Here is a 22,453-nt window from a genome sequence, read left to right as displayed (position 1 = left end):
TAAATACGGAAAGGAACTGGCAATGACAGATTCAAAAACAGTCTTAAAAGTTATCAGTGCTGTCAGCACAAAAATAAAAGAAAAAGAAGATTACCTGACAGAACTGGACAAGCCCATCGGTGACAGTGACCACGGCATTAATATGGCACGCGGGTTCACAGCCGTCGACGCCAAGCTGCCCTTGCTGGAGGACAAAGATATTGGAACAATCTTGAAAACAGTGGGCATGACACTGGTTTCAACTGTCGGCGGGGCCTCTGGTCCCCTTTACGGCACCGCATTCATGCGCGCCGGTATGGCTGTTGGCAGCAAAACGGAAATCAGTACGGATGATTTTTTAAATCTCATGGACGCTGCAGCAGCCGGTGTCAAACAGCGCGGCCATGCAGAACCGGAAGATGCCACGATGCTGGACGCCATAATTCCCGCACTGGATGCCATGAAAAAAGCTGCCGAAGCGGGAAAAACGCCTAAAGAAATGCTCACGCTCGGCACAGCAGCAGCCAAAAAAGGCGCTGCACACACTGCCGGCCTAGTTGCAAAAAAGGGACGCGCCAGCTACCTGGGGGAGCGCGGCATTGGTCACATAGACCCCGGTGCAGCCTCCTTTGCCCTGATGGTGGAAGCAGCAACAGAAACGATTGTGTAAGGAGGACTCCCGATTGATAGGAATTGTAATTGTATCCCACAGCAGCAATCTGGCAAAAAGTGTAATAGAGCTTGCTTCTATGATGGCACCGGACGCCAAAATGGCGCCGGCCGGCGGTTTGGAAAACGGTGCACTGGGCACCAGTTTTGAAAAAATTCAGCATGCAATCGAATCAGTTTACTCGGACGATGGCGTTCTTGTCCTGGTGGATATGGGAAGCGCCGTTATGACAACACAAATGGTGCTTGAAATGATGCCGGACAAAAAGGTTGAAATGGCTGACTGTCCGCTGGTAGAAGGCGCCGTGCTCGCCGCAATGGACGCTGTCGGCAATATGCCCATGGAAGAAATTCAAAAAGACCTTACCTCAGTCAGAACCGCAAAAAAGTTCTAATTTTTGCGTTCTTCTTAAAAACAACACACCTAACAAACGCCCCTCACAGGCGCCAAACGGTCGGCCCCAGCAAGCGACTTTCTTTGGCCCTGCGAGGGGCGTTGCTGTGCGGCAAAGTTTCATATGTGAGCAGCAGTTTCCTACAGCATTCTGCATAGACCTTTCTGTCTGCTTTTGTAGACAATCTTCCCGTTTTGTGCTATGATGATGTATGCTTCATGTATGATTTTTATATGGAAATGTATCCCGTTAAAGGAGGCCGTCCTCCCTATGGACAGTTCTTATCAGATTATTACCGACGCAACCTGCGACCTGCCTGTCGACTTGGTCAAGAAGCTGGGGTTGGCCGTTATTCCCATGCCTTTTATGATGGACGGCAAAGAATATTACCAGTATTCGGATAACCATGATTTTCCCTCGCATGACTTCTACGATGCCCTGCGCGCCGGAAAATGGGTGACTACTTCACAGATTACCGCAGCCGATTATGTGGACGCGTTTCGCCCCTATCTGGAAGCGGGAAAGGATATTTTATACATTGCTTTTTCCAGCGGTCTGTCCGGCACGTGGCAGCGCGCCTATGAGGCAATGGAGGCGCTACGCAAAGAGTACCCCCAGCGCTGTATAGAAGGTGTGGACAGCCTAACCGCCACACTGGGAGAAGGTTTGCTGGTATATCTTGCCTGCTGCAAACAGCAGCAGGAGAACTTGAGCCTGCATGAACTGAAAGCATGGACAGAGGTGTACCGTTTCTGTGTTTCCGGATGGTTCATGGTAGATGATTTGAACCATTTGAAACGCGGCGGGCGCGTAAATGCCGCTGCGGCACTGGTCGGCTCTATGCTCGGCATTAAACCGATTCTGCAAATCAACCAGGAAGGCAAACTGATTGTTCGGGAAAAAGCCCGCGGCCGCCGCAATGCCATTTTGAACCTGCTGAACAAAATGGAAACTCGCTTTACAAAAGACACTTCTCTGCAAACCGTTTTCATCGTTCATGCGGACTGTGCGGCAGATGCAAAGGCAGTTGAAAAAGAAGTACATGCCCGCTTTAAGCCGTCTCATATTTTTGTCAATTCACTGGGACCTGTCATCGGCGCACATACCGGCCCTGATGCCATGGCGATTTTTTACATGGCAAAAGACCGCGAATAAAACAAAAAAGTCCCGCAGGCATGTGTATGAATTGACCCCAAAAAGTTAGACAATATTTTAAATCAAGCAACCGAAAGGGCTTGTTGCCTATGTAAAGCGGGCGGCAAACCCTTAAGTTTTGCTTTGATACGGCGGTTGTTGTAGTAATCCAGATAGTTTACGAGTTCGTCCTTGAACTGGTCGATTGAGTCGAATTCCTGCAAATACAGCAGTTCACTTTTAAGCAAGCCAAAGAAATTTTCCATTACAGCGTTATCAAGGCAGTTCCCTTTGCGGCTCATGCTTTGTTGAATTCCTTTCTCGGCAAGCACTTTTCGATACCGCTTGTGTTGGTACTGCCAGCCTTGATCGGAGTGGAGAATAAGTTGTGTACCATCGGGAATTTTCTCAAATGCTTTGTCCAGCATTTCCGTTACCATCGACAAAACCGGCCTGTCCGAAATGGTGTAGCTGACAATATCCCTGCTGCACAAATCCAGAATCGGTGACAAATACACTTTCTGCCCGAACAGGCTAAATTCGGTCACATCGGTTACCCATTTCTGATTTGGTGTCGTTGCTTCAAAGTCCCGTTTCAGCAGATTTGGAGCAATTTTACCCACCTCACCCTTGTAAGAACGATATTTCTTCATTCTCACTCGGCATACGAGTCCAGGCTGCTTCATTAACCTCTGGACGGTTTTGTGATTGATGCAGTATCCTCTACTGTGCAGAACATCTGTGATACGGCGATAACCATAGCGCCCCTTGTTTTCATGGTAGATTTCAGTGATCTGTTCTTTGATTTCGCTGTATTTATCCGGTTGCATTCTACGCTTGGCATAGTAGTAATAGGTTGATCACGGCAAACCGGATACTTCAATTAGTAGTGAAATCTTGTGTTTATGCCTTAGTTCCCAGATCACTTGCGCCTTTTGTCGCGGCGTTCCTCTTCCAAAACCAAGGCATTCAATTTTTTTAAGTGATCTACCTCTGCACGCAGCCGTTGGTTTTCTGCAATCAAATCTTCTTCTACCTTTTTGTTCAGCTTTGGGTTGCGTTCTTTCTGAGTGCCGCTTGCAGCACTGGCTCGACCACGGCGTTCCACATATAGCCCTTCTGGTCCTTCTTCCAGATAAATTCGTTCCCATTGAGCAACGCTTTTATGGTCAGACACGTGAAACTGCCGCGCTGCTTCACTGTAACTGAGTTTCTCTGTTTGCATAGCTTCTACAACCTGCTGTTTGAATTCTCCTGTGTATCGTTTCTTTGCTTTACCTTTTGGCATAAAAACACCCCATTTGTTTTCAGTATATCATACTGTCTAACAAATGGGGTGCAGTTCATGTAAGATGTCTGCGGGACTTTTTTATACTGTTTTTTTAACCGGCATTGTCTGTATCTCCGCTGTCATCCGTGGAGCCAGAATTACTTTCCGGCGAGACCGCGGCGTCTTTGGAAAACATTTTCGTCAGCGTCTTGCTGTCGGCTATTCCGGTTGTATCCAGATTGTTGTACAGCTGAAAATCCTGTACGCTCTGTACGGTACCGTCACCATAAAGGCCAGTCGGGTTGACAAACAAATAGCCAAGTTCCTTCAGCCGGTTCTGCATGGCCTTGACATTGTCGCCTTGGTCACCTGACTGCAGTGTCGTTCCAGCGGGAATTGTACTGTTGGGAATGACCGAATCACTGGAAGCGGAGGAAGCGGCACCGTCCGCGGCTGAGTTTGTTTTCAGCAGAGACGGATAAGCAATACCAGCCATATATGTAACCGCTGTAATCATGTTCTCACCCTCTGTTTTCATCAGCAGCGGGTCCATCTCATAGACTTTTCCACTTTGTACTGCCTGCAGATCCTTGTAGCCTTCTGTTTTGCTCAGCGTGCTTTTCAGGCCTTTCGGGCAGAAAATCAAACTGGGATTCACGGTTTTCAGCGCGGTAATATCCATCTTGCTGTTTTTGCTTCCGCCGGCCACGTTGGTAATTCCGGCAGCCGTTAGCAGTGAACCGGCCATTGTATCTCCTGTTGCCGCACCGCCGGCCGCATCATACAAATAAACACCGGTCGTCACGGTCTTAGATTTTGGCACCAGCCGTGTAACCGAATCAATGGTCATCAAGGCACTCTGCGCTGCCTTTTTGCCGCACTGGGCACCGGTTTCAGCGCCCTTCATCGCAGTACCGACAGTTGTGTATAATGTCTGCAGTTTAGCTCGGCTCTGTACCGCCGGAATCGCGATGACCTGTACACCGGCATTATCCAGCGCACTCTGCTGTGCCTCTGTCGGCTTGGCATCCGTCAGGACCAAAGAAACGCCTTTGCTTTTGATTGTCTGTACATCATTCACTGTGACATTGGTCAGTGTAGCGAGGGCCTGCTGGGTGCAGTCCTTGCTTTTCGCCTTCAGTTTTACATCATAGCCTAGGGATAAAACGACATCCGCAAGGTTCGGCGAAACGACCGCTACCCCTGTCGGTTCACTCTTCAGCGTAACCCCATTTACAGTGGCGGGCCAATCTTTTACGCTGGACTCCTGTGAAGTGACCGTGGCCGGTGAAAGGCTGCAGCCCGCAAAAGCCGTCAGCGTCAGGGCCGCACAAAGCAGCGCGCCTGTTATTCGTTTAAACATCTTGCATTACTCTCCTTCCAAAAAGAAAGCACGGCATACGGAAAAATCACAAATCCTGCAGAGACTCTCCCAGATTCACTTTTGCCTCTGCGGCGCGCAGATACTGCTGTGCCACACGGGGGGAACGTCCGCCATGGACCGTGGCCCAGCGTTCGGCACCCGCCTCCAGCTGCTCCATGCAGCTATCCAGCCCGCGCTGATGGGCAAGCTTGTCCACAATTTCCAGAAAACGTGCTTTGTCCGGATTGGTAAAATTGATGGTCAGACCGAAACGGTCTGCAAGGGACAGCGACTCCTGCACTGTATCGTTGCGGTGAACGTCATCGCCTTCCCTTTCTGAAAAGCTCTCTCTCAGCAGATGGCGGCGGTTAGAAGTCGCATAAATCAGGGAATTGGACGGATTGGCCGCCAGACCGCCCTGCAAAACAGATTTCAGCGCCGCATAGGTGCCGTCCTGCCGGGAAAAAGAAAGGTCATCGATGAAAATGATGAAATGCATGGGTACTGTGGCAATCTGGTCCACCAAATACGGAAAATCCATCAGGTATTCTTTGGGCATTTCAATGACACGCAGGCCGTCTTTATAAAATGTATTTAGCAGTGCCTTCACTGTGGAGGATTTTCCGGTGCCGCGGTCGCCATATAGCAGGCAGTTGTTTGCCGGCAGGTTTTTCAAAAAGGCCACTGTGTTTTCAATGGCCATGCCCCGCTGTACCTCATACCCTTTCAGGTCTTCCATACGCTGCGGGTCCGGATGCGCGACCGGCAGAATTTTTTTGTCCCGCCAGATAAACGCGCGGTAACGGGCGTAAATACCGCACCCATTCCGGCGATAATATTCCGCCATACGCGGAAGATATTCGCTCGGTGTACCGGAAAGCAGTTTCACCGGTTCGCCGCATTTCCAGCGCGGCAGCGGCGGCAGGTCTGCAAAGCCGCAGCTGCCAAGCAGGTCATCCGGCGTCATCTGGGACAGGCGCAGGATAATCTGCAGGTCACGCTGTACCGCAGCTATCATAGAGGGGGCGAAGCTGGTCTTGCCTGCAGCCGCATCCAAAGAAAAGCCGTTTTCATCATATAGTGCGGTACTGGTCAGATGTTCGGCAAAATGTTCGCTGCTTTCCCGTTCGCACAGGGCTGCAAAGAAGTCGCCCCATGCACGCAGAAAAGTTTCCCGGTCATCTGCCCACAGCAGACGATAAAGAGCTGATGGTACGGTACGATTTAGGATACTGCGGTATATGGAAAGGGAAGCCATTGCCTCTGCAGCACGTTTCATTAAATTCATTCTTTGTCTCCCACAACATTCTCATTTTTATCATTGTACCTAAATCATTTCCCGTCGTCAAGCACTCGACGTGTTTTTCCACTTGACATTCTGTTCCTTTTTCTATAAAATGTACAGGTATAGAAAATAAGGAGACGTATCGAAGTGGTCATAACGGGACTGACTCGAAATCAGTTGGACCTCCGGGTCCCGTGGGTTCGAATCCCACCGTCTCCGCCAAATCAAAAATCGCTGTCTGCTCTTTGAGTAGACAGCGATTTTTCTATGTATAATAGAATATTTTCCATTGCATCAGCAGATTGCACTTTGCTTTTATAGGCTAAGTGCACATAAATGCCCGCCGTGGTAGAAAAAATGTTGTGTTCCAGCCATTCCTGAATGGCTTTCATCGGAACGCCCGCGTCCAGCAAAAGGCTCTCGCAACTGCGCCATTCTGTATGTCGTAAGAAGCGGATGCTCCCCGCTGATTTTCCAAAAAAGCAAATTATTTGTATTTCCTTGCTAACTCATTACTGTTTCCGGCTAACAATACCAACTAATTCGTCAAATTGAATTAGTTGGTATTTGGCTAATGAGGATACCCGGGCATCGCCCAGGCCGGCAGCATCAAAACCACCACGAACTGCCGCGTCAATTCCTGCTTCCGCGTCTTCCACCACAAGGCAGGTACTTGGAACAAGTCCCAACCGTTGCGCCGCAAGCAGAAAAACCTCCGGATCCGGTTTTGAGTGTTGAATTTCATTGCCGTCCACAACAGCGTCAAAGTAATAACCGAGGCCAATTCGTTCCAATATGTACTTGGCGTTTTTACTGGATGAACCGATTGCAAGTTTACAGCCAATTTTCCGTAGGACATCCAGCGTGTTCTTTACATCCGCAGAAAGGTCAACAGGTGACATCTGCATCAGTAACTGACGGTAATATTCATTCTTTTCCTTTGCAAATTCGTATTTCTCAGCATCGGTATAAACGTTTTTACTGTTTTCCAGTATAATATCCAGACTTTCCATGCGGCTTATTCCGCGCAGACGGTTATTGATCTGTTTGTCAAAATAAATGCCCAGATGATCCGCAAGCTTTTTCCAAGCTAAATAGTGATAAGCGTCCGTATGGCAAATGACACCGTCCAAATCAAAAATAATACCCTGATACTGTTTCAAGCTTACCCCACCATTTCTGAGATTGCCGATTACAGGTCTGTACCACATTAGCAATCTAATAAATTTTATATTCGAATCGGATGCAGCCCGCAATGCATATGCCAAGAGCTGTTAATCAATCATCCGAACGGTAAATGGGCAAATGCTGCGCCCGGATTTCTTCCAGCCTGATGCGTTCCATGTAAGCGTGAAATCATTGCCAAGGTCGTCATGAAAGCGAAGGGTACCCGTTTCACCCGCAAGGAGAAAATTTAGATTGTGATAAGAATCCACTCCATTCCCAACGCTGCTTCCTAACTTCTGTGAATCATCCAGATTTAACGCGATGCCATGTCCTGCGCGTAAATATACTGGCAACGAGTGCGTGGGACAAATAGCATTGACTGTTTGTCCCCCTAATTTTTTTTCATTCGTAAACAAGTTATACCATACACCGTTCGGCAGATATACAGAGCGGCATTGTGCGTTTTCTTCCAATAGAGGTGCCACTAAAAGACTTTCTCCAAGAAGAAATTCATCTTCGATTCCCGATGCTGCCTGTTCGTCGGGAAAAACATAGGCCAGCGGACGAATCATCGGGCGGTTCTGCTGTACACAGTCAAGTGCCGTGCTGAATAGGTATGGCAGCAGATTCATCCGCAAGTTATGCCAAAACCGCATTTCATCTATAAAATCCGGTGATTTGTATACAACTGCCAAGTTCCATGGACTGCGCTCATTATTTCCAGATGCCGACGGCATCAGTTCCCGGAACTGTCCGCCGTCCGGTTCGGAATGCCACTGCATCACCGGGCAGAAACAGGCGAGCTGTGTAGCACGGCGGTAAAGATCAAGTGTGGGCATCGGTCCCGAAAAGCCTGCAATGTCAAAACCCCAAAAGGGGACTCCCGTCATGGCCGCAGATAGCCCTGCGCGCAAAACACTTTTCAGTTCATTGTTTTCGCTTTGCTGGTCGCCTGCCCAAAGTATGGGCGTGGTATGCTGCCCCGTATATCCGGCACGACTAAATAGCACATGATTTTCTCCAAGGAATTCTGTATATGCAGTTGTATAGCTTTGGGAATACCGGTTTTTCATTTGTGCACCGGTGGACCCATCTTTGAAATGCAGATCTGTGCGGTATATAAATTCGCCGCCATCTGTTTTAAATCCATCCACGCCGATATCAAGCAGATACTGGCGCTTTGAAAACCAGACGCGCCTTGTCTCAGAATTTGTAAAGTCGGGAATCATGGAACCCGAGAACCAGTGGCCTTTGGGAATCTCATAAGGCAGTCCCCTGTCTGTCTGTACACATAACCGATCTTCCACTGCAAAGGCACGGTCGTTCTCGTTTTGCGCATTGATCGGTTCATCCAATCCCTGTTTTTTATAGACCGGAATTTGCCATAGGACAAGATGAAGCCCGCTGTTATGAAGATTCTCAATCATGCTGCGGGGATTGGACCATGGACTGTCAGAAAAATCAAAATCAAAATAATCGAGCGCTTCGCTTCCATGGACAGGAGTATATTTTGCGCCATTAAAAATATAAAAAGTGGCTTCATCGCTCCAAGCTTCCAGCACCAGCATGGTGGCGGGAAAATGATAACGGTTTAGTTTTGAAATCTGTTCTTCCACTTTTTCCTGCGTATCCCAGTGATTGGCGGAAATCCAAGGCCCAAAAGCCCATTTCGGCGGTAATTTGGCCGGACCGAAAAGAGACATATACTCTGAAATTATAGTTTCCGGCGTACCATCGAAAAGTACGACAACAGCATCAATAGGCATGGAAATAACAATTTTCTCACCAAAATCGAATATTGTTTTACAATTTGTTTCGACATACAGGCCAAACCCTGTGTTCGTCAAGAAAAACGAAGCAGAACAGTATGTTTTATCTTCTTGGTGGCAGAACTGCTCTTCTACACAGTTAGCCACATAGTGTCCTTTTTGATTGAAAGAGTTGTATTTTTCCCCCATTCCGTAGGCGGCATCATAGGGAAGAGAAACGATTAGAATGCCCACGTCGTTTTCTGTACCCCACTGGAGCTGAGCTCTGTGGCCACAAAATGAAAAATCCAGAAAGGTCTTTTCTTTAGAAAATGTGATTCTTTTCATTACAGGTTTTCCAGGTCAGCCTTTTACACCGCCGACCGTCAATCCTTCCTTAAAGTATTTTTGCGCGCAGATATACACAATCAGAATCGGAATAATCGAAACAAGGCTTCCTGCCATCATCAGATTATACTGATTACTGTACTGACCCTGCATGGAATTTAAAATAAGAGGAAGTGTATAATTTGCACGGTCGGTGAGAAGGACCAGAGGCAGTAAATAATCATTCCATAAATCCATAAACGACAGAATTGTAAGTGTGGCCAGGGTACCGGAACACAAAGGAAGAATTACTTGGAAAAATACGCGCCACATACTGGCACCGTCAATCGTTGCCGCTTCGATATAAGCATCGTTGATAGTCAACATCTTTTGACGCAACATGAAAATCGCAAATGCGTTAAATAGCTGTAAAAACATAAACGCATTGAGATTATTCAACAGATTCAGTTTATTCATTACAATAAACAACGGAATAAACGTAGTTTGCGCAGGAATCATCAAGGCGGTAATATACAGGCCAAAAATCACTCCTCTTCCATGAAATTTGATTTTTGTCAGAGCAAAAGCCGCCATAGCTGCGCACAGCACACGAAATACAGTGCCAAATATCGCGATATAAAAGCTGTTCTTAATTGAAGCCCCGAAATTCGGAATAGTAAATAATTTACGGTATGCATCAAGTGTGGGGTTTTGAGGGATCCATTCCACTGGTAAAAGCATCAGATCCCCTCTGCTTTTTAAAGAAGTCACGATCATCCAGAAAAATGGAATGCATACCACAACAGCAACCAATAACGCACATACATAGTACAATAATTTAAAGGCTATCCGTTTTTTTCTTATTAAATCAGTCATCATAGTTCACCCACTTACTCTGCAATTTCATTTGTACGAAAGTCAAGGCCATAATGATAATAAACAAAATCCAACTTAGGGCGGATGCAGTACCCATCTCGTAATATGTAAAACCATGTTTATAAATGCGTTCTACCATAACCATTGTAGAACCACCTGGTCCTCCGTCCGGTGTCATGATCATCACCTGGGGGAAAATCTGAAAAGAATTAATCAAGCTAATGATAAGCACAAAGAAAATTGTCGGCGTTAAAAGCGGCAGTGTAATTTTGAAGAAACGCTGAACATTATTGGCGCCATCAATAGCCGCCGCTTCATAGTACTCACGATTGATTCCCTGTAAACCGGACAGCAACATTAGACCAAAATAGCCCATATCTTTCCACACGGAAGCCAATACAATTGCTGGCATCGCCCATTGTGGGCTTTGTAACCATTGAGGCCCTTGTATGCCAATCGCCGATAATATGGAATTTAAAATTCCGTATTGAGGGTTCAATACCCATTTCCAGATTAAAGAGCCTGCTACCCACGAAGTAATCACGGGGATATAATAAACCACACGGAAAATGCCTACCCCATGCGCCTTACTGTTCAAAATACCGGCGACACAGAGCGATACGATAAGCATGAGCGGAATATAAAGTACCACAAACTTTAGAGTGTTTGACAACACCTGATAAAACTCAGCGTTACTGAAAATTTCCTGATAATTTTGCAAACCAACGAAATGTTGTTTCATGAAACCCTGAAAATCACTTGCTAAGGTCAACTGGCTTAGACCGTCCCAGTTTGTCATACTGATAAACAAAGTGGCGATTATCGGTAAAATGCTGAAAATCAAAAATCCTACGAGGCTGGGAAGCAGGAACGGCAGTGCCACGCGAAATCCTGATGTATGCGAATGTTTCATATCAATTCCTCCCAATTCTTTTGTATTATGTAGTACTTTCCTCATTGCACTGAACTTCCCGAAGCAAATTGTAATCCTGCCTAAGATCAGCTTCATACTGCTTACCACGATAAAAGAAGCGGAAATGCATGCTTTCCCAGTTTGGCGGCAAGTGCGGCTTCAATTCGGGAACCCCGTTTCGAAAAGATAAACCGCCAAATCCAATGACCGCTGCCTGCCAGGTTTCTCCAAGACAGGCAAGATGCAATCCCTCTGTTCCTGTATTCCCCATTACATTACGAAGGTCCAGAAAAGCGGCTTTCCCGAAGTAAGACTGTGCTGCGTCCATAAGACCGTTCTGCGCCGCAAACAGCGCATGCGAGGCAAAGCTCAGGGTAGAGTCATGTAGGCACAGCGGTTCAAAGTCTTTCCATGCAGCCAGTTTTTCCTTAGATGTGAACATGTTTGGCAGGCGGCTCATCAACAGCAACACATCCGCCTGCTTGATGACCCGATATCGTTGTAGGCGATCAAAGCAAACACATTTGTAACTGGCTGCATCCCCCTGTTTTAAATTGGAAAGCTGAATTGGCTCCAGCAGATGGAAGGTGTCGTCCTGCCGCCAATGTCCTGAAACTGGGTCTTTGGGTAACTTGATGGAATGTTCCAGCTTGTTCCAACATTCCACTTCTTCTGCCGTGATTCCAAGGCGAAGATAGACAGGCCTGTCATGTTGGTACAGATAGTCCGCTGCATCCTTAGCAAGTTTCAAATTTTCTTTTACCAGCACATTGGTATACAGATTGTTGCTGGTGATGCCGCAGTACTCGTCTGGCCCTTTTCAGAACAGTAAGTTGACTTTTCCGGTTCCGGATTCCGGCGTATAGCGGCTCTGCCAGAATCGCGCCGTCTCAATATAAACCTCTGCCGCTTCATGTATGTAAAATTCCTCATCGCCTGTCGTCTGCACATATTGGTTGAGCGCATGCACGACATCCGCTGTCACATGAAGTTCCGAAGCGCCAATATCCCAACTTTCGCATTGTTCGCTTCCATCATAAGCAGCCATCCAAGGATAACGTGCCCCGAGGCAGTTCATCTCTTGAGCGTGCTTTTTTGCCTGCGGCAACGCATCCGTGCGGTACTGCATTAGATTTCGAGCCGCTTCCGGAGCCGTATAAAGGTAGAACGGCATCATAAACATATCAGTGTCCCAAAAATAGCATCCTTTGTACCGGGTATGGGTCAGGCCGCGGGCACCGATATTTACCGAAAAGTCTTTTGCTGAATTGTTGGCAATCAACTCAAAGATCACATAACGCAGGGCGGCATCAGCCTGCCTGTCGCCCTCGACTTCAATGTTTGCTGATTGCCAACGCTGCGACCACGCCGATTCACTCTCCCACAAAAGCGTATCAAAATTCCAATCTGAGCCCACTTTATGTATGCGAGGGTCTTTGTCACGACTGGTAGATAGAAATACACACTGCTCTATCACAAAAGGTACTTTTGCGGATACCGAGCCGGCAAAAACGAATCCTGTGCCTTTGTCATTTTCAAAAGTACTGCGGCACTGTAGATTTTCCATATGATACGTCATGTTTTCGCTGATTTTAATTTTGGTACCTTTGGTAAGCAAATGCAGCGAAAAGCCATTATCAGAAAATTCTTTTTGTCTTACTTCAGTTAACTGTACGGTTTGCGTGTTTTCCTGCGTCTGATCATCTGGAATTGGAAGGTTGCAGCAATTGGTATGAACTCCGCTGAAAAGTTCCAAATCCATTTTTTCACAGGGCGTCAATGTGACCCTTTGTACCAGCAATCCTGTATTGGATAGCGAAAAAAAACGTTCTTCGCGGACCTGAAGAGATTTTCCGGCACAATGGAGAACGTATTCCGCCGTAAACAGTCCATTGTGTAAATCGAGTGTGCGATAGACATGCACATCATCCTCGCATATTGTGTGGCCATCTATGTTTACCCATGCGTAAAGCGGAGTGGGCAAATTCACAAAATCAGTAATTCCTGATTTCAATTCACCAAATATTCCGGCAATAAACAACCCTGTTTTCTCAGGCCGCGCATGAGGCTCAAAGGTAAGATGGCCGCGCGCACCCATTCGGCCGTTTCCAGTAAAAAAAACGCTTTCCAGAAAATCATCGGTCCAGCCTTTGCTTTCCGCTGATATACTCCATTTGTCAAGTTTCACATCATTCCTCATAGACCTGATCCAATCCTTCCTTACTTTCCTTCATCGCATGGCATAAAAATCCCGCGCATGTTGCAAACGCTGCGCCAGTAGTGCATTCCCCGGTATTCTCATCCACACTCTCGCAAGCAATCAAATCGTCCATTTTGACATCGTGCAAAAATTTCGCACAGTGTGCTGCACGCCCACACAGAAGACTGTTCGCGACGCTGAGAATCCACGGGTGTGGTGCGTGAGGACATCCGATTTCCGCAAACCGGCTTTCAGAAAAGCTATACTGATATCGGGGAGAGCGTATCATGTTGACGGTATTCTGATATACTTCATCGTCTACCGTACAGAATCCGATATACGGAAGGAGCTGTAAACTGCCGGGCGGTTCATCATAGATGTCATAATTACCGTTTAAATCTACCGACCACGCATAAAAGCGTTTTCCGTTTTCCTCTTTGACACAGTACATCTCAATTGCCGATTTGATTTTCTGGGCAGTTTGTTCCAGTTCTCTATAATCGGGATACAAGTGTGCCAACGCGCGCATTCCTTTCCATACCAAAACATTGTCATATGTGAGATATGGATAGACATGTTCGTCATCCGTAGGCTGCAGAAACGTATTGTACAAAGCTACTGCTGCATGCCGGTGCTTTTTCAGACAATCCAGAATTCTACTGACTCCATCTCTTACATCAGGTTTTTTCAATATGCTCCTGTCACCTGTCGAGTCCACATACCGTTCGAGCGCAAGCACCGGCGCCATCAGCTCATCGAGTTCAAAACCTGGCTCCAGCACAGTGCCGTCTATGTATCGTGAATGAATCCCAAAATTTCTTTGCTGGCGGCCAAAAACATATAACAGCATGTCATATGCCAGGTTATGGTCGGCATCCAAAACTGTGGGAAAACTCCATAATAGGCTGTCGCGATCCCAATAGGCCGCACTTACGTAATAGCGTGGGCTACGGCTAGTGACAAGCACCAATTCTTCTGTATCTAACGTAATGCCTGTAGAAAAGAAAATGCAAAAAAACAAGTTTGTATTGTATAGTCTGGTAAGTTTTTCGTCTTTAAACTTCAATGTGCGTTCATCAAGCCAATTTAGAGTCCGGCTTAATTCGTAATCATAGCCCTGCCGCAACATTTCTTTCGCGCTGGTTACAGCGGCCACTTCCTCAAAACCAATTCCCCAATACACTGTCAACGAACAATTTTGCCCCGTCGCCAATGATTCCGATCGAGCCAAACGGTAATCGACCATATCTTTAGTTGTTTCAAAGGTTGATTTGCACTCTTGATCTGCCATAGGCGCAAAGGCAAACATTGGTGTACCACAGCGCATATCAAATACAATGCCATGATTCCACTTGCTTTGATAACAATGTTTTTCTCCGCTAAGCATTTTGTCCTCATTAACGCAGTGCCAGCTTGACGCCCAGCGCCCGCATAAACCATAAGTAAAATTTACTGGTTTTGATGAGCGATTGGTAATTTCAAGCTTCACTAAAAACCCGCGTTCTTCTACGGGCGTGAGAATAATTCCGCGCAAAGTCAGCTCCTCTGTCTGGAAAGAAAAACAGGGAATCCAATTTCCCAACCGGTTCCACACAAGGGATTTAAATGGAATTTGCGTATCGCCTATCTGTAAAAAAGGATGGATAAGCGGCTCATTTTCATCCCCTCGAATATCAATCAATCCTTTGTATCCCATGTGTAAAAAGGTCAAATCCTGTATTCCAGCTGTTGTTTCCTGAATCTGTGGCAGGGAAACCACTTGATTCCCAACTGGCATATTCCTTGCATGTATCAAATATAATCCTCCTTTAATTGTTTAATCGTTTCAATAGATTTCAAGTAAAATATATCTCAAAAATCATAATATGTCAATAGTTTTTATTGTATATGAATATTTTTGTACTAAATTACTTGACTTTATCTATAGCAGCCGCTATTATAGAGCTGTTGAATGTTTAACCGATTAAATGAGGCGAATGAATATGAAAAACAAAGTTACAATTAAAGAAGTGGCCCAAAAAGCAGGGGTCTCTCCTGCCACGGTATCCTATGTACTTAACAATAAAAAATCTATTTCCGAGAACACCAAACAACGTGTTTGGAATACAGTCTCGGAACTTGACTACGTGCCCGATTTATCCGCTCGCAGCTTGATTGCCGGTAATTCGAAACTGATTGGTGTAGTAGTGCCACAGACGGAAAAAGGCAACCGTCTGATGTTTGAAAATAATTTTTACAGTGAAATTGTAAGCAGTATCGAGTACCGTGCGCGATTGCGGGGCTACCATGTTTTGATTTCAGCGTCAGATACCAATGAAAATTATTTGACACTTGCCAAAGAACGCAACCTCGATGGTATCATCGTTATTGGAATATATCCCAACAGTTTTTATCAGGAAATGAAAGAGTCCCAAATTCCAATTGTGTTGGTGGATAGTTACTGCAATGACCATTACTACCATAGTATCCGCATTGACGATGCCTATGGCAGTTACCTCGCCACAAAATATATGATTGACCATGGCCACCGCAATATTGCATTCTTTTGCGGTGAGATAAAAGAAAACGGTGTTATGAAACAGCGCTTGCAGGGTTATCGTGAGGCAATGGAAGAGCAAGGGCTTACCTTTAACACAAAAAATGTATTTGAAGGAAAAATTGATTATGAAGATGGTATTAAACTTGCGGAAGCATTATGTAAATCGGATATAAAAGCCACAGCTGTGGTAACGACAGCTGACATTCTCGCAATCAGTGCCATGAAAGCCTTTTATGAACATGGGATTCATGTACCCGACGATATTTCTATTATAGGTTTCGATGATCTGCAAATTACAAAGTATTTGACGCCCGGATTAACCACCGTGCATCAAGATATATCCCGTAAGGGTGAGCGGGCCATGGATTTACTGTTCAACAGTATTCAAAATCCAAAACTTACAAAGCAAGAGGAAATCATGCCCGTGAACATCATAGAACGTGGCTCCGTAAAGGATTTGAACGATTCTGCGGAAAAGGAGGTGATATAAAAAAGGTCGCACGCTGGCAAAGCATGTGCAACCTTTGTAAAAGGGTAAACAATGGCTGCTGCCCTTTTCATTTATATTGTTGTAATTGTTGTAAATGAAAAGCGCCCAAAAATTAGCATAAATCAGATTGGGAGGAATTACCTTGAAAAAACGACTATCCATTGTTAGCCTTGTTTTGGCCTCGATGCTTACTATCAGTGCCTGCTCTACCGCACCCGCCTCAAGTACGGCATCTAACAGCGCAGATTCCGCATCCACCAAACCAGTCGTCATTACCTTTGACCAATTTTCTGGATCTGGTGACAATGAAAAGTATCTGCAAAAAATGATTGACGCCTACAAAAAGAAACATCCGAATGTTACCATTCGGATGCAGTCTTATGGTTATAACGATTATTTCACTCAACTGACAACCAAGGTCGCAGGTGGCCAAGCTGCGGATGTGTTTGAGCTAAACTATGAAAATTTTGTTTCCTACGCTAAAAAAGGCGCTCTTATGCCGCTGAACGATATCATTAAGTCACAGGGTATTGACACCTCCATATATAATCAGACAGCTCTGAAATCTTTCAATACCGATGGAAAGCAATATGGCGTCCCGGACAGCTTTTCCACCGCGTTGCTGATTTATAATAAGGATTTGTTTGACAAAGCAAAAATCGCCTATCCAACCGATGATTGGAAATGGGAAGATGCCATGAATGCCGCCAAAAAAATACGCGCACTTGGAAAAGATATTTATGGTTATTATCATCCACTTTCCTACAACGAATTTTACAAAGTTTCCAAGCAAAATGGCGGGAGTCTGATCAGCGCTGACGGAAAATCTTTCACAATGGATACCCCGACTAATGTGGAAGCTTTGCAGTATATGGTAGATATGCAGAACAAAAGTAACGTAATGCCTACTCCTACACAACTTGAGCGCGTATCTAACGCTGATTGGGATCTGTTCAAATCCGGACGTCTCGGTATGATTGTTACCGGTTGTTGGGCTTTCCCAGATTTCGCACGTGACTGCAAATTTAAATGGGATGTTACCGTAGAACCAGGCCATAAACAAAAAGCCACACACTTTTTCTCTAACGGTTATGTTATCAATAAAAACAGCAAAGTGGCTGATGAGGCAGCAAAATTTATTGCCTTTATTTCATCAAACAAAGAGGCTACTCAGATACGTCTGGATGCAGGTTGGGAATTGCCACCCGTCAATGATAAATCCATCATTGCACAATACACAGCCAAAACACCTCCGGCAAATCGTCAGGCTGTTTTTAAAAGCCTTGATTATTCTGTAGCTCCTCCAGTTATTTCGCAGTATGCTGAACTTCAGGATATTGTCGGAAAACATTTAAATGCCGCCGCAGCGGGTACCGTAACACCAGCACAGGCACTGAAAGATATGCAGGCCGAGTGCCAGAATATGATTCATTTGTCTAAATAAGCTTCCGTCCACTTTTCAGAATAAAATGATAGCGCATTCCACCACTTGAATCTGCTGTTATATTTCTTTAATCAGAAAAAGTTAAAGCGAATCCTTCAGCACATTCTCGAAAATTTTCATAGCGTATTCTTCCGGTGTCAAATTATCCAGAGAATTGTAAGGCCGAAGGTCGTTATATTCATTTCGCCAGTCTTCAATCGAGGAACACATAATCGGCGCACCGCTGCAGATTATCTTGACTTTTTTTGCATTTATGTTACTCTTGATATTGGAGGCAGTTTTTATGAAAATTCATGAATCGGCAGAAGATTATCTGGAATCTATCCTAATGCTGAAAGAGAAGCAGGGCATGGTGCGGTCGATTGACGTTGTCAATAAAACCGGCTACTCCAAGCCTAGCATCAGTGTGGCTATGAAACACCTAAGGGAAAATGGATACATTACAATGGACCGGGAAGGGTTCATCAGCCTGACCGACGCAGGGCTGGCCATTGCGCAGCGTATTTATACCCGACATAAGGTGCTGACCAGACTTCTGGTTTACCTAGGTGTTGACGACGAGACCGCGGCCGCAGATGCCTGCCGGATAGAGCATGACCTAAGCGACACCACCTTTCAAAAAATTCAGGAGCATACCGAAAAATACCTGAAAGACGAAAAAAGTAAACAATAATCCAATGGCTTCTGCAGAAAAACCTGCAGAAGCCTTTTTTCGGTTAACTTTGTTTGTAACACACGGCTGTGAATGCTATAATGCAGACAATACCGCCTGTCTTTATCTGCGGCAGCATCATTACTATAAATTGGAGGGAATTTCTATGTGGGCATACGACTCTGTTTTTTACCAAATCTATCCGCTGGGTTTCTGCGGCGCTCCTCTGAAAAACGACGGCATTACAAAGCCTCGTATCCGGAAAGTTCTCAACTGGATTCCTCATATCCAAAAGCTCGGGTGCAATGCGGTTTATTTTGGCCCGGTCTTTGACAGTGATGCACACGGCTACGATACACGCGACTACCGCAAGATTGACTGCCGGCTCGGCACAAATGAGGACTTTGCTGCAGTCTGCACGGCACTGCACAAGGCCGGCATCCGCGTGGTTCTTGATGGTGTCTTCAATCATGTGGGCCGTGGTTTCTGGGCCTTTCAGGATGTCCTGCAAAATCGGGAATGCTCCGCTTATAGGGACTGGTTCTATATTCAGTTTGGCGGAAACAACGGCTATAATGATGGACTATGGTACGAGGGCTGGGAAGGCCACTATGAATTGGTAAAGCTGAACCTGCAGAATCCGGCGGTCGTGCAGTATCTGCTTTCGTGTGCGCGGGAATGGATAGACGCGTTCGACATTGATGGCCTGCGTCTGGATGTAGCCTATCTGCTGGACCGTGACTTTTTAAAGCAGCTGCACAGCTTTACTTTCGGCTGTAAACCGGACTTTTTCCTGTTGGGAGAAGTTTTGGGCGGCAACTACCGCCAGACAATGAACGAGCAAATGTGCCACAGCGTGACAAATTATGAATGCTACAAGGGTCTGTACTCCAGTTTCAACAGTCTCAATCTGTTTGAAATTGTTCACTCTCTGTTACGGCAGTTTGGTCCGGAAGACTGGGCACTTTACCGCGGCACCCACCCGCTTTCCTTTGTTGATAACCACGATGTAACACGGATTGCATCTATTCTAACCAATCCAAAACATTTGCCGCTTATTTATGCTGTCCTGTTCGGTATGCCGGGTATTCCGTGCATTTATTATGGCAGTGAGTGGGGTGCCAAGGGACGCAAAGAGGACGGTGACCCCGCCCTGCGTGTCTGCTTTGACTCCCCGCAGGAAAACGAGCTGACCAATTGGATTGCCGCCTGCGCCCACGCACATCGTGAAAGTGACGCTCTCCGCTATGGCAGCTTCCGCAGTTTGGTGCTGCAGAACCAATACTGCATTTTTGAACGCAAAACAGAAACGGACCGCGTACTGGTCGCCGTCAATGCCGGCGACACGCCTGTACATGTTGACTTTGATGCTGGTGCAGGCCGTGCGCGTGATTTGATTACCGGAAGCGTGCATGACTTTGGGGGCGGCACAGACCTTCCGCCCTACTTTGCTGCACTGTGGCAGATTTTCTAATATAAAAGAGGGACAGCTGGTACGGACAGCTGTCCCTCTTTTATATTTGCCGGGCCAAGTGAAAATCAGCGACTGTGCATACATGCGATTGACATATCCTGCAGGGGCTATCTGCAAAATACTGCACGCAATGTAAAAAGAAAGGAAGAAAAAGACGGGTAATCTTTTATATTTTTGACTGCACAATCCATTTGAAACCAGTAGATGACCTTATCATATTTCCCGGCGTCAACACCGTACAGCCCCTAATTTGTCTATAGGAGTTCTATACAGCTTTTTGTAAACAAACAACTGAGATGGAATAACAAATACTAGTGTAATGGATAATGATACCGCTTTCAAGGGTAAATCGATAAGTGATGAAAAAGCAGCAATTAACGATAAGGTTTTTCCATAAATTTGCACTTTTAGTATGCATCTTTTGTACACCTTTTGCCAACGGATAAGAGATATGATATGTACCAAACTGCGTTATCAGGACTTTTTTCTTTTTCCACATAGATACACACAATTTCCCGCACAAACAGCGGCCACTGGCAGCCGTCTAATCTGCAGCCAAGACGTTTCAGTGTTTCCTATGGACAAATGATGAAAAATGATAAATCGGCATACGCACGAATTCCTCTTCTTAAAGGTTAGTCCGGTAAAGTAACTTTTCTATTATTTAAGCACGTTCATACGTGTTCATCCAGCTGAATTTTCATCTGCACGCCAAAATTGCGAACCGACCAACAAAATGATATAATTATCAAGATTGTGTGATTGACAGCCTTTTCCAACATCGTCACCATACATTAAGTAAATATCTATTATTTTGGCTAAATGGAGGGATTACTTTGGATATTCAGGACAAGTACCGGCAGTGGGCAGAAAAAGCCGCTGAGGACCCGGACATTCCGGCAGAACTGGCCGCCGTGAAAACAAAGCCCGACGAAATAGAGGACCGCTTTTACCGTGACCTCGCCTTTGGCACCGGCGGTTTGCGCGGCGTGATTGGCGCTGGCACCAACCGAATGAACATCTATACTGTGCGCCGTGCCACCCGCGGCATTGCCAAATGGCTGCAGACACAGGAAAAACCAAGTGCCGCCATTTCCTATGACAGCCGTATTAAGTCCCGCCGCTTTGCCGAAGAGGCCGCACGCACCTTTGCCGCCTGCGGTGTGAAAGTTTACCTGTACCCGCAGCTAATGCCGACGCCGGCGCTGTCCTTCGCGGTACGCCGGCTGCACTGTTCCGCTGGTATCATGATTACCGCGAGCCACAATCCCGCCAAATACAACGGCTATAAAGTATACGGCCCGGACGGCTGCCAGATTACCACCCGTGCGGCCGAAGAAATCACCGCCTGCATTCAGTCCATCGGTTACTTTGATGCACTGCCGAACGGCAGCAGCACAACTGTACAGGAAGTCCCTCAGAGTGTTTTTGAGGACTTTTATCAGGCAGTGCTGGCACAGCGGCTGGAAAGCCGTGTACCGGCGCCGCTGAAACTCATCTACTCTCCGCTGAACGGCACTGGTCTGGTTCCGGTTACCACTGTATTGAAGCGTGCCGGCTATCAGGACATTACCGTCGTACCCGCACAGGAAAAACCGGACGGCAACTTCCCCACCTGTCCGTACCCGAATCCGGAAATTCCCGAGGCAATGGCGGAGGGCATCAAACTGTGCTGCACACAAAAAGCTGACCTGCTACTGGCAACGGACCCCGACTGTGACCGAATGGGCATTGCGGTGCGTCATGGAGATACCTGCCAGCTTTTATCCGGCAATGAAGTGGGTGTCCTCCTGCTGGATTATGTGTGCCGCCGCCGTTTGGCACTCAACCAAATGCCAAAAAATCCGGTTGCTGTCAAAACCATCGTCACCACGGAAATGGCCACGAAAGTTGCGGAGCATTACGGCGTAGAGCTGCGTGATGTTCTGACCGGATTCAAATATATCGGCGAACAGATTGGTTTTCTTGAAAAAGCCGGTGAAGCGGACCGCTACATCTTTGGCTTTGAGGAAAGCTACGGCTATCTTTCCGGTACCCACGTGCGGGACAAAGATGCGGTAAATGCCTGCCTGCTGCTGTGCGATATGGCCGCGGACTACAAGGCAAAAGGAATGTCCCTGCTGGATGCCATGAACGCACTGTATCAAACCTACGGCTGCTATAAGAACAGTTTGGACTCCTTCGCGTTTGAGGGAGAAACCGGCTTCCATATCATGCAGGACTTTATGACTTATCTGCGGAAAAATCCGCCAAAAGAACTGTGCGGCCATGCGGTCGCACTGGTTAAAGATTACCTGCAGGCGCCTGGAAAACCGGCGCAGTTCCCGAACCTGCCCAGCAGCGATGTACTGCAGTATGTGCTGGACGATGGCACCTGCCTGACAGTGCGCCCCTCCGGCACGGAACCCAAGCTGAAACTGTACTGTGCCGCTGTGGCACCGACCATGCAGGCCGCAGACGCTTCCTGTAAATCCTACCGCAAAGCCATGTCCCAGATAATTGAAAACTTTGGAAAAGAGAAGGCATAA

18 protein-coding genes, 1 tRNA gene and 2 pseudogenes are annotated in these 22,453 nt (G+C 46.5%); 9 read left to right on the top strand and 12 right to left on the bottom strand.

Features of this window, described 5'->3' with window-relative positions; all coding sequences use genetic code 11:
• Nucleotides 1-22 precede the first annotated feature (22 nt).
• The 3 genes from dhaL (at nucleotide 23) to ACIHKT_RS01625 (ending at nucleotide 2,198) form a co-directional block, all read left to right on the top strand.
• Entirely contained in the window at nucleotides 23-649 is a 627-nt protein-coding gene (gene dhaL, locus ACIHKT_RS01635; protein WP_086035186.1) for a dihydroxyacetone kinase subunit DhaL, read from the top strand.
• Between the two features lie 13 nt (nucleotides 650-662).
• Nucleotides 663-1,043, top strand: coding sequence for a dihydroxyacetone kinase phosphoryl donor subunit DhaM (gene dhaM / locus ACIHKT_RS01630; protein ID WP_086035185.1), 381 nt, complete (start codon nucleotides 663-665; stop codon nucleotides 1,041-1,043).
• A 270-nt stretch (nucleotides 1,044-1,313) separates the two neighbouring features.
• Nucleotides 1,314-2,198, top strand: coding sequence for a DegV family protein (locus ACIHKT_RS01625; RefSeq protein ID WP_157658890.1), 885 nt, complete (start codon nucleotides 1,314-1,316; stop codon nucleotides 2,196-2,198).
• A 62-nt stretch (nucleotides 2,199-2,260) separates the two neighbouring features.
• Here the strand turns inward: ACIHKT_RS01625 and ACIHKT_RS01620 are convergent.
• The 4 genes and pseudogenes from ACIHKT_RS01620 to ACIHKT_RS01605 form a co-directional block, all read right to left on the bottom strand.
• A pseudogene (locus tag ACIHKT_RS01620) lies at nucleotides 2,261-3,025 on the bottom strand (IS3 family transposase); the annotation flags it as partial.
• 74 nt (nucleotides 3,026-3,099) lie between these two features.
• Nucleotides 3,100-3,465: a helix-turn-helix domain-containing protein gene (locus ACIHKT_RS01615; RefSeq protein ID WP_174403117.1), complete on the bottom strand. Its 366-nt coding sequence runs from the start codon at nucleotides 3,463-3,465 to the stop codon at nucleotides 3,100-3,102.
• Between the two features lie 94 nt (nucleotides 3,466-3,559).
• The gene (locus ACIHKT_RS01610; RefSeq protein ID WP_086035181.1) at nucleotides 3,560-4,810 is read right to left on the bottom strand and encodes a peptidoglycan-binding protein; all 1,251 of its coding nucleotides are present in this window, start codon (nucleotides 4,808-4,810) and stop codon (nucleotides 3,560-3,562) included.
• 46 nt (nucleotides 4,811-4,856) lie between these two features.
• Nucleotides 4,857-6,098 carry an ATP-binding protein gene (locus tag ACIHKT_RS01605; protein WP_236849676.1) on the bottom strand — a complete coding sequence of 414 codons (1,242 nt, stop codon included), beginning with the start codon at nucleotides 6,096-6,098 and terminating at the stop codon, nucleotides 4,857-4,859.
• A gap of 130 nt (nucleotides 6,099-6,228) precedes the next feature.
• Here ACIHKT_RS01605 and ACIHKT_RS01600 point away from each other — a divergent pair.
• Nucleotides 6,229-6,317: transfer RNA gene (locus ACIHKT_RS01600), tRNA-Ser, on the top strand.
• 2 nt (nucleotides 6,318-6,319) lie between these two features.
• On the opposite strand, the gene ACIHKT_RS01595 is transcribed toward ACIHKT_RS01600, so the two are convergent.
• From ACIHKT_RS01595 to ACIHKT_RS01560, 8 genes and pseudogenes are all read right to left on the bottom strand, one after another.
• On the bottom strand, nucleotides 6,320-6,487 hold the full coding sequence (locus tag ACIHKT_RS01595; RefSeq protein ID WP_236849677.1) for a hypothetical protein: 168 nt from the start codon (nucleotides 6,485-6,487) through the stop codon (nucleotides 6,320-6,322).
• Nucleotides 6,488-6,607: 120 nt separating this feature from the next.
• Nucleotides 6,608-7,258, bottom strand: coding sequence for a beta-phosphoglucomutase (gene pgmB / locus ACIHKT_RS01590; RefSeq protein WP_236849678.1), 651 nt, complete (start codon nucleotides 7,256-7,258; stop codon nucleotides 6,608-6,610).
• 111 nt (nucleotides 7,259-7,369) lie between these two features.
• A complete protein-coding gene (locus tag ACIHKT_RS01585; protein ID WP_086035178.1) occupies nucleotides 7,370-9,358 on the bottom strand; it encodes a TIM-barrel domain-containing protein in 1,989 nt (662 codons plus the stop codon).
• Between the two features lie 15 nt (nucleotides 9,359-9,373).
• Nucleotides 9,374-10,216 (bottom strand): carbohydrate ABC transporter permease, encoded by an 843-nt coding sequence (locus ACIHKT_RS01580; RefSeq protein WP_236858867.1) that lies wholly within the window; start codon nucleotides 10,214-10,216, stop codon nucleotides 9,374-9,376.
• Nucleotides 10,206-11,126, bottom strand: a complete 921-nt coding sequence (locus ACIHKT_RS01575) for a carbohydrate ABC transporter permease (protein ID WP_086035177.1) — start codon at nucleotides 11,124-11,126, stop codon at nucleotides 10,206-10,208. The genes ACIHKT_RS01580 and ACIHKT_RS01575 overlap by 11 nt, the downstream gene beginning before the upstream one ends.
• A gap of 25 nt (nucleotides 11,127-11,151) precedes the next feature.
• Nucleotides 11,152-11,373 (bottom strand): glycosyl hydrolase family 65 protein, encoded by a 222-nt coding sequence (locus tag ACIHKT_RS01570; RefSeq protein WP_404352875.1) that lies wholly within the window; start codon nucleotides 11,371-11,373, stop codon nucleotides 11,152-11,154.
• Nucleotides 11,353-13,314: pseudogene (locus ACIHKT_RS01565) on the bottom strand (glycoside hydrolase family 65 protein); the annotation flags it as partial. The gene ACIHKT_RS01570 and the pseudogene ACIHKT_RS01565, both read right to left, overlap by 21 nt.
• Nucleotide 13,315: 1 nt before the next feature.
• Nucleotides 13,316-15,121: a glycoside hydrolase family 125 protein gene (locus ACIHKT_RS01560; protein ID WP_404352621.1), complete on the bottom strand. Its 1,806-nt coding sequence runs from the start codon at nucleotides 15,119-15,121 to the stop codon at nucleotides 13,316-13,318.
• Nucleotides 15,122-15,308: 187 nt separating this feature from the next.
• Between ACIHKT_RS01560 and ACIHKT_RS01555 the strand changes: the two genes are divergently transcribed.
• The 5 genes from ACIHKT_RS01555 (at nucleotide 15,309) to ACIHKT_RS01535 (ending at nucleotide 22,453) form a co-directional block, all read left to right on the top strand.
• Nucleotides 15,309-16,355, top strand: a complete 1,047-nt coding sequence (locus tag ACIHKT_RS01555) for a LacI family DNA-binding transcriptional regulator (RefSeq protein ID WP_404352619.1) — start codon at nucleotides 15,309-15,311, stop codon at nucleotides 16,353-16,355.
• A gap of 142 nt (nucleotides 16,356-16,497) precedes the next feature.
• The gene (locus ACIHKT_RS01550; RefSeq protein WP_086035174.1) at nucleotides 16,498-17,799 is read left to right on the top strand and encodes a sugar ABC transporter substrate-binding protein; all 1,302 of its coding nucleotides are present in this window, start codon (nucleotides 16,498-16,500) and stop codon (nucleotides 17,797-17,799) included.
• Between the two features lie 283 nt (nucleotides 17,800-18,082).
• Nucleotides 18,083-18,472 (top strand): metal-dependent transcriptional regulator, encoded by a 390-nt coding sequence (locus ACIHKT_RS01545; RefSeq protein ID WP_086035173.1) that lies wholly within the window; start codon nucleotides 18,083-18,085, stop codon nucleotides 18,470-18,472.
• A 145-nt stretch (nucleotides 18,473-18,617) separates the two neighbouring features.
• Nucleotides 18,618-19,925 (top strand): alpha-amylase family glycosyl hydrolase, encoded by a 1,308-nt coding sequence (locus tag ACIHKT_RS01540; protein ID WP_086036797.1) that lies wholly within the window; start codon nucleotides 18,618-18,620, stop codon nucleotides 19,923-19,925.
• An 836-nt stretch (nucleotides 19,926-20,761) separates the two neighbouring features.
• A complete protein-coding gene (locus tag ACIHKT_RS01535; protein WP_404352617.1) occupies nucleotides 20,762-22,453 on the top strand; it encodes a phospho-sugar mutase in 1,692 nt (563 codons plus the stop codon).

The organism is Caproicibacterium sp. XB2, from assembly GCF_044880635.1.
Lineage (GTDB): Bacteria > Bacillota > Clostridia > Oscillospirales > Acutalibacteraceae > Caproicibacterium > Caproicibacterium lactatifermentans.
This window is presented reverse-complemented; position numbering and strand designations above follow the sequence as displayed.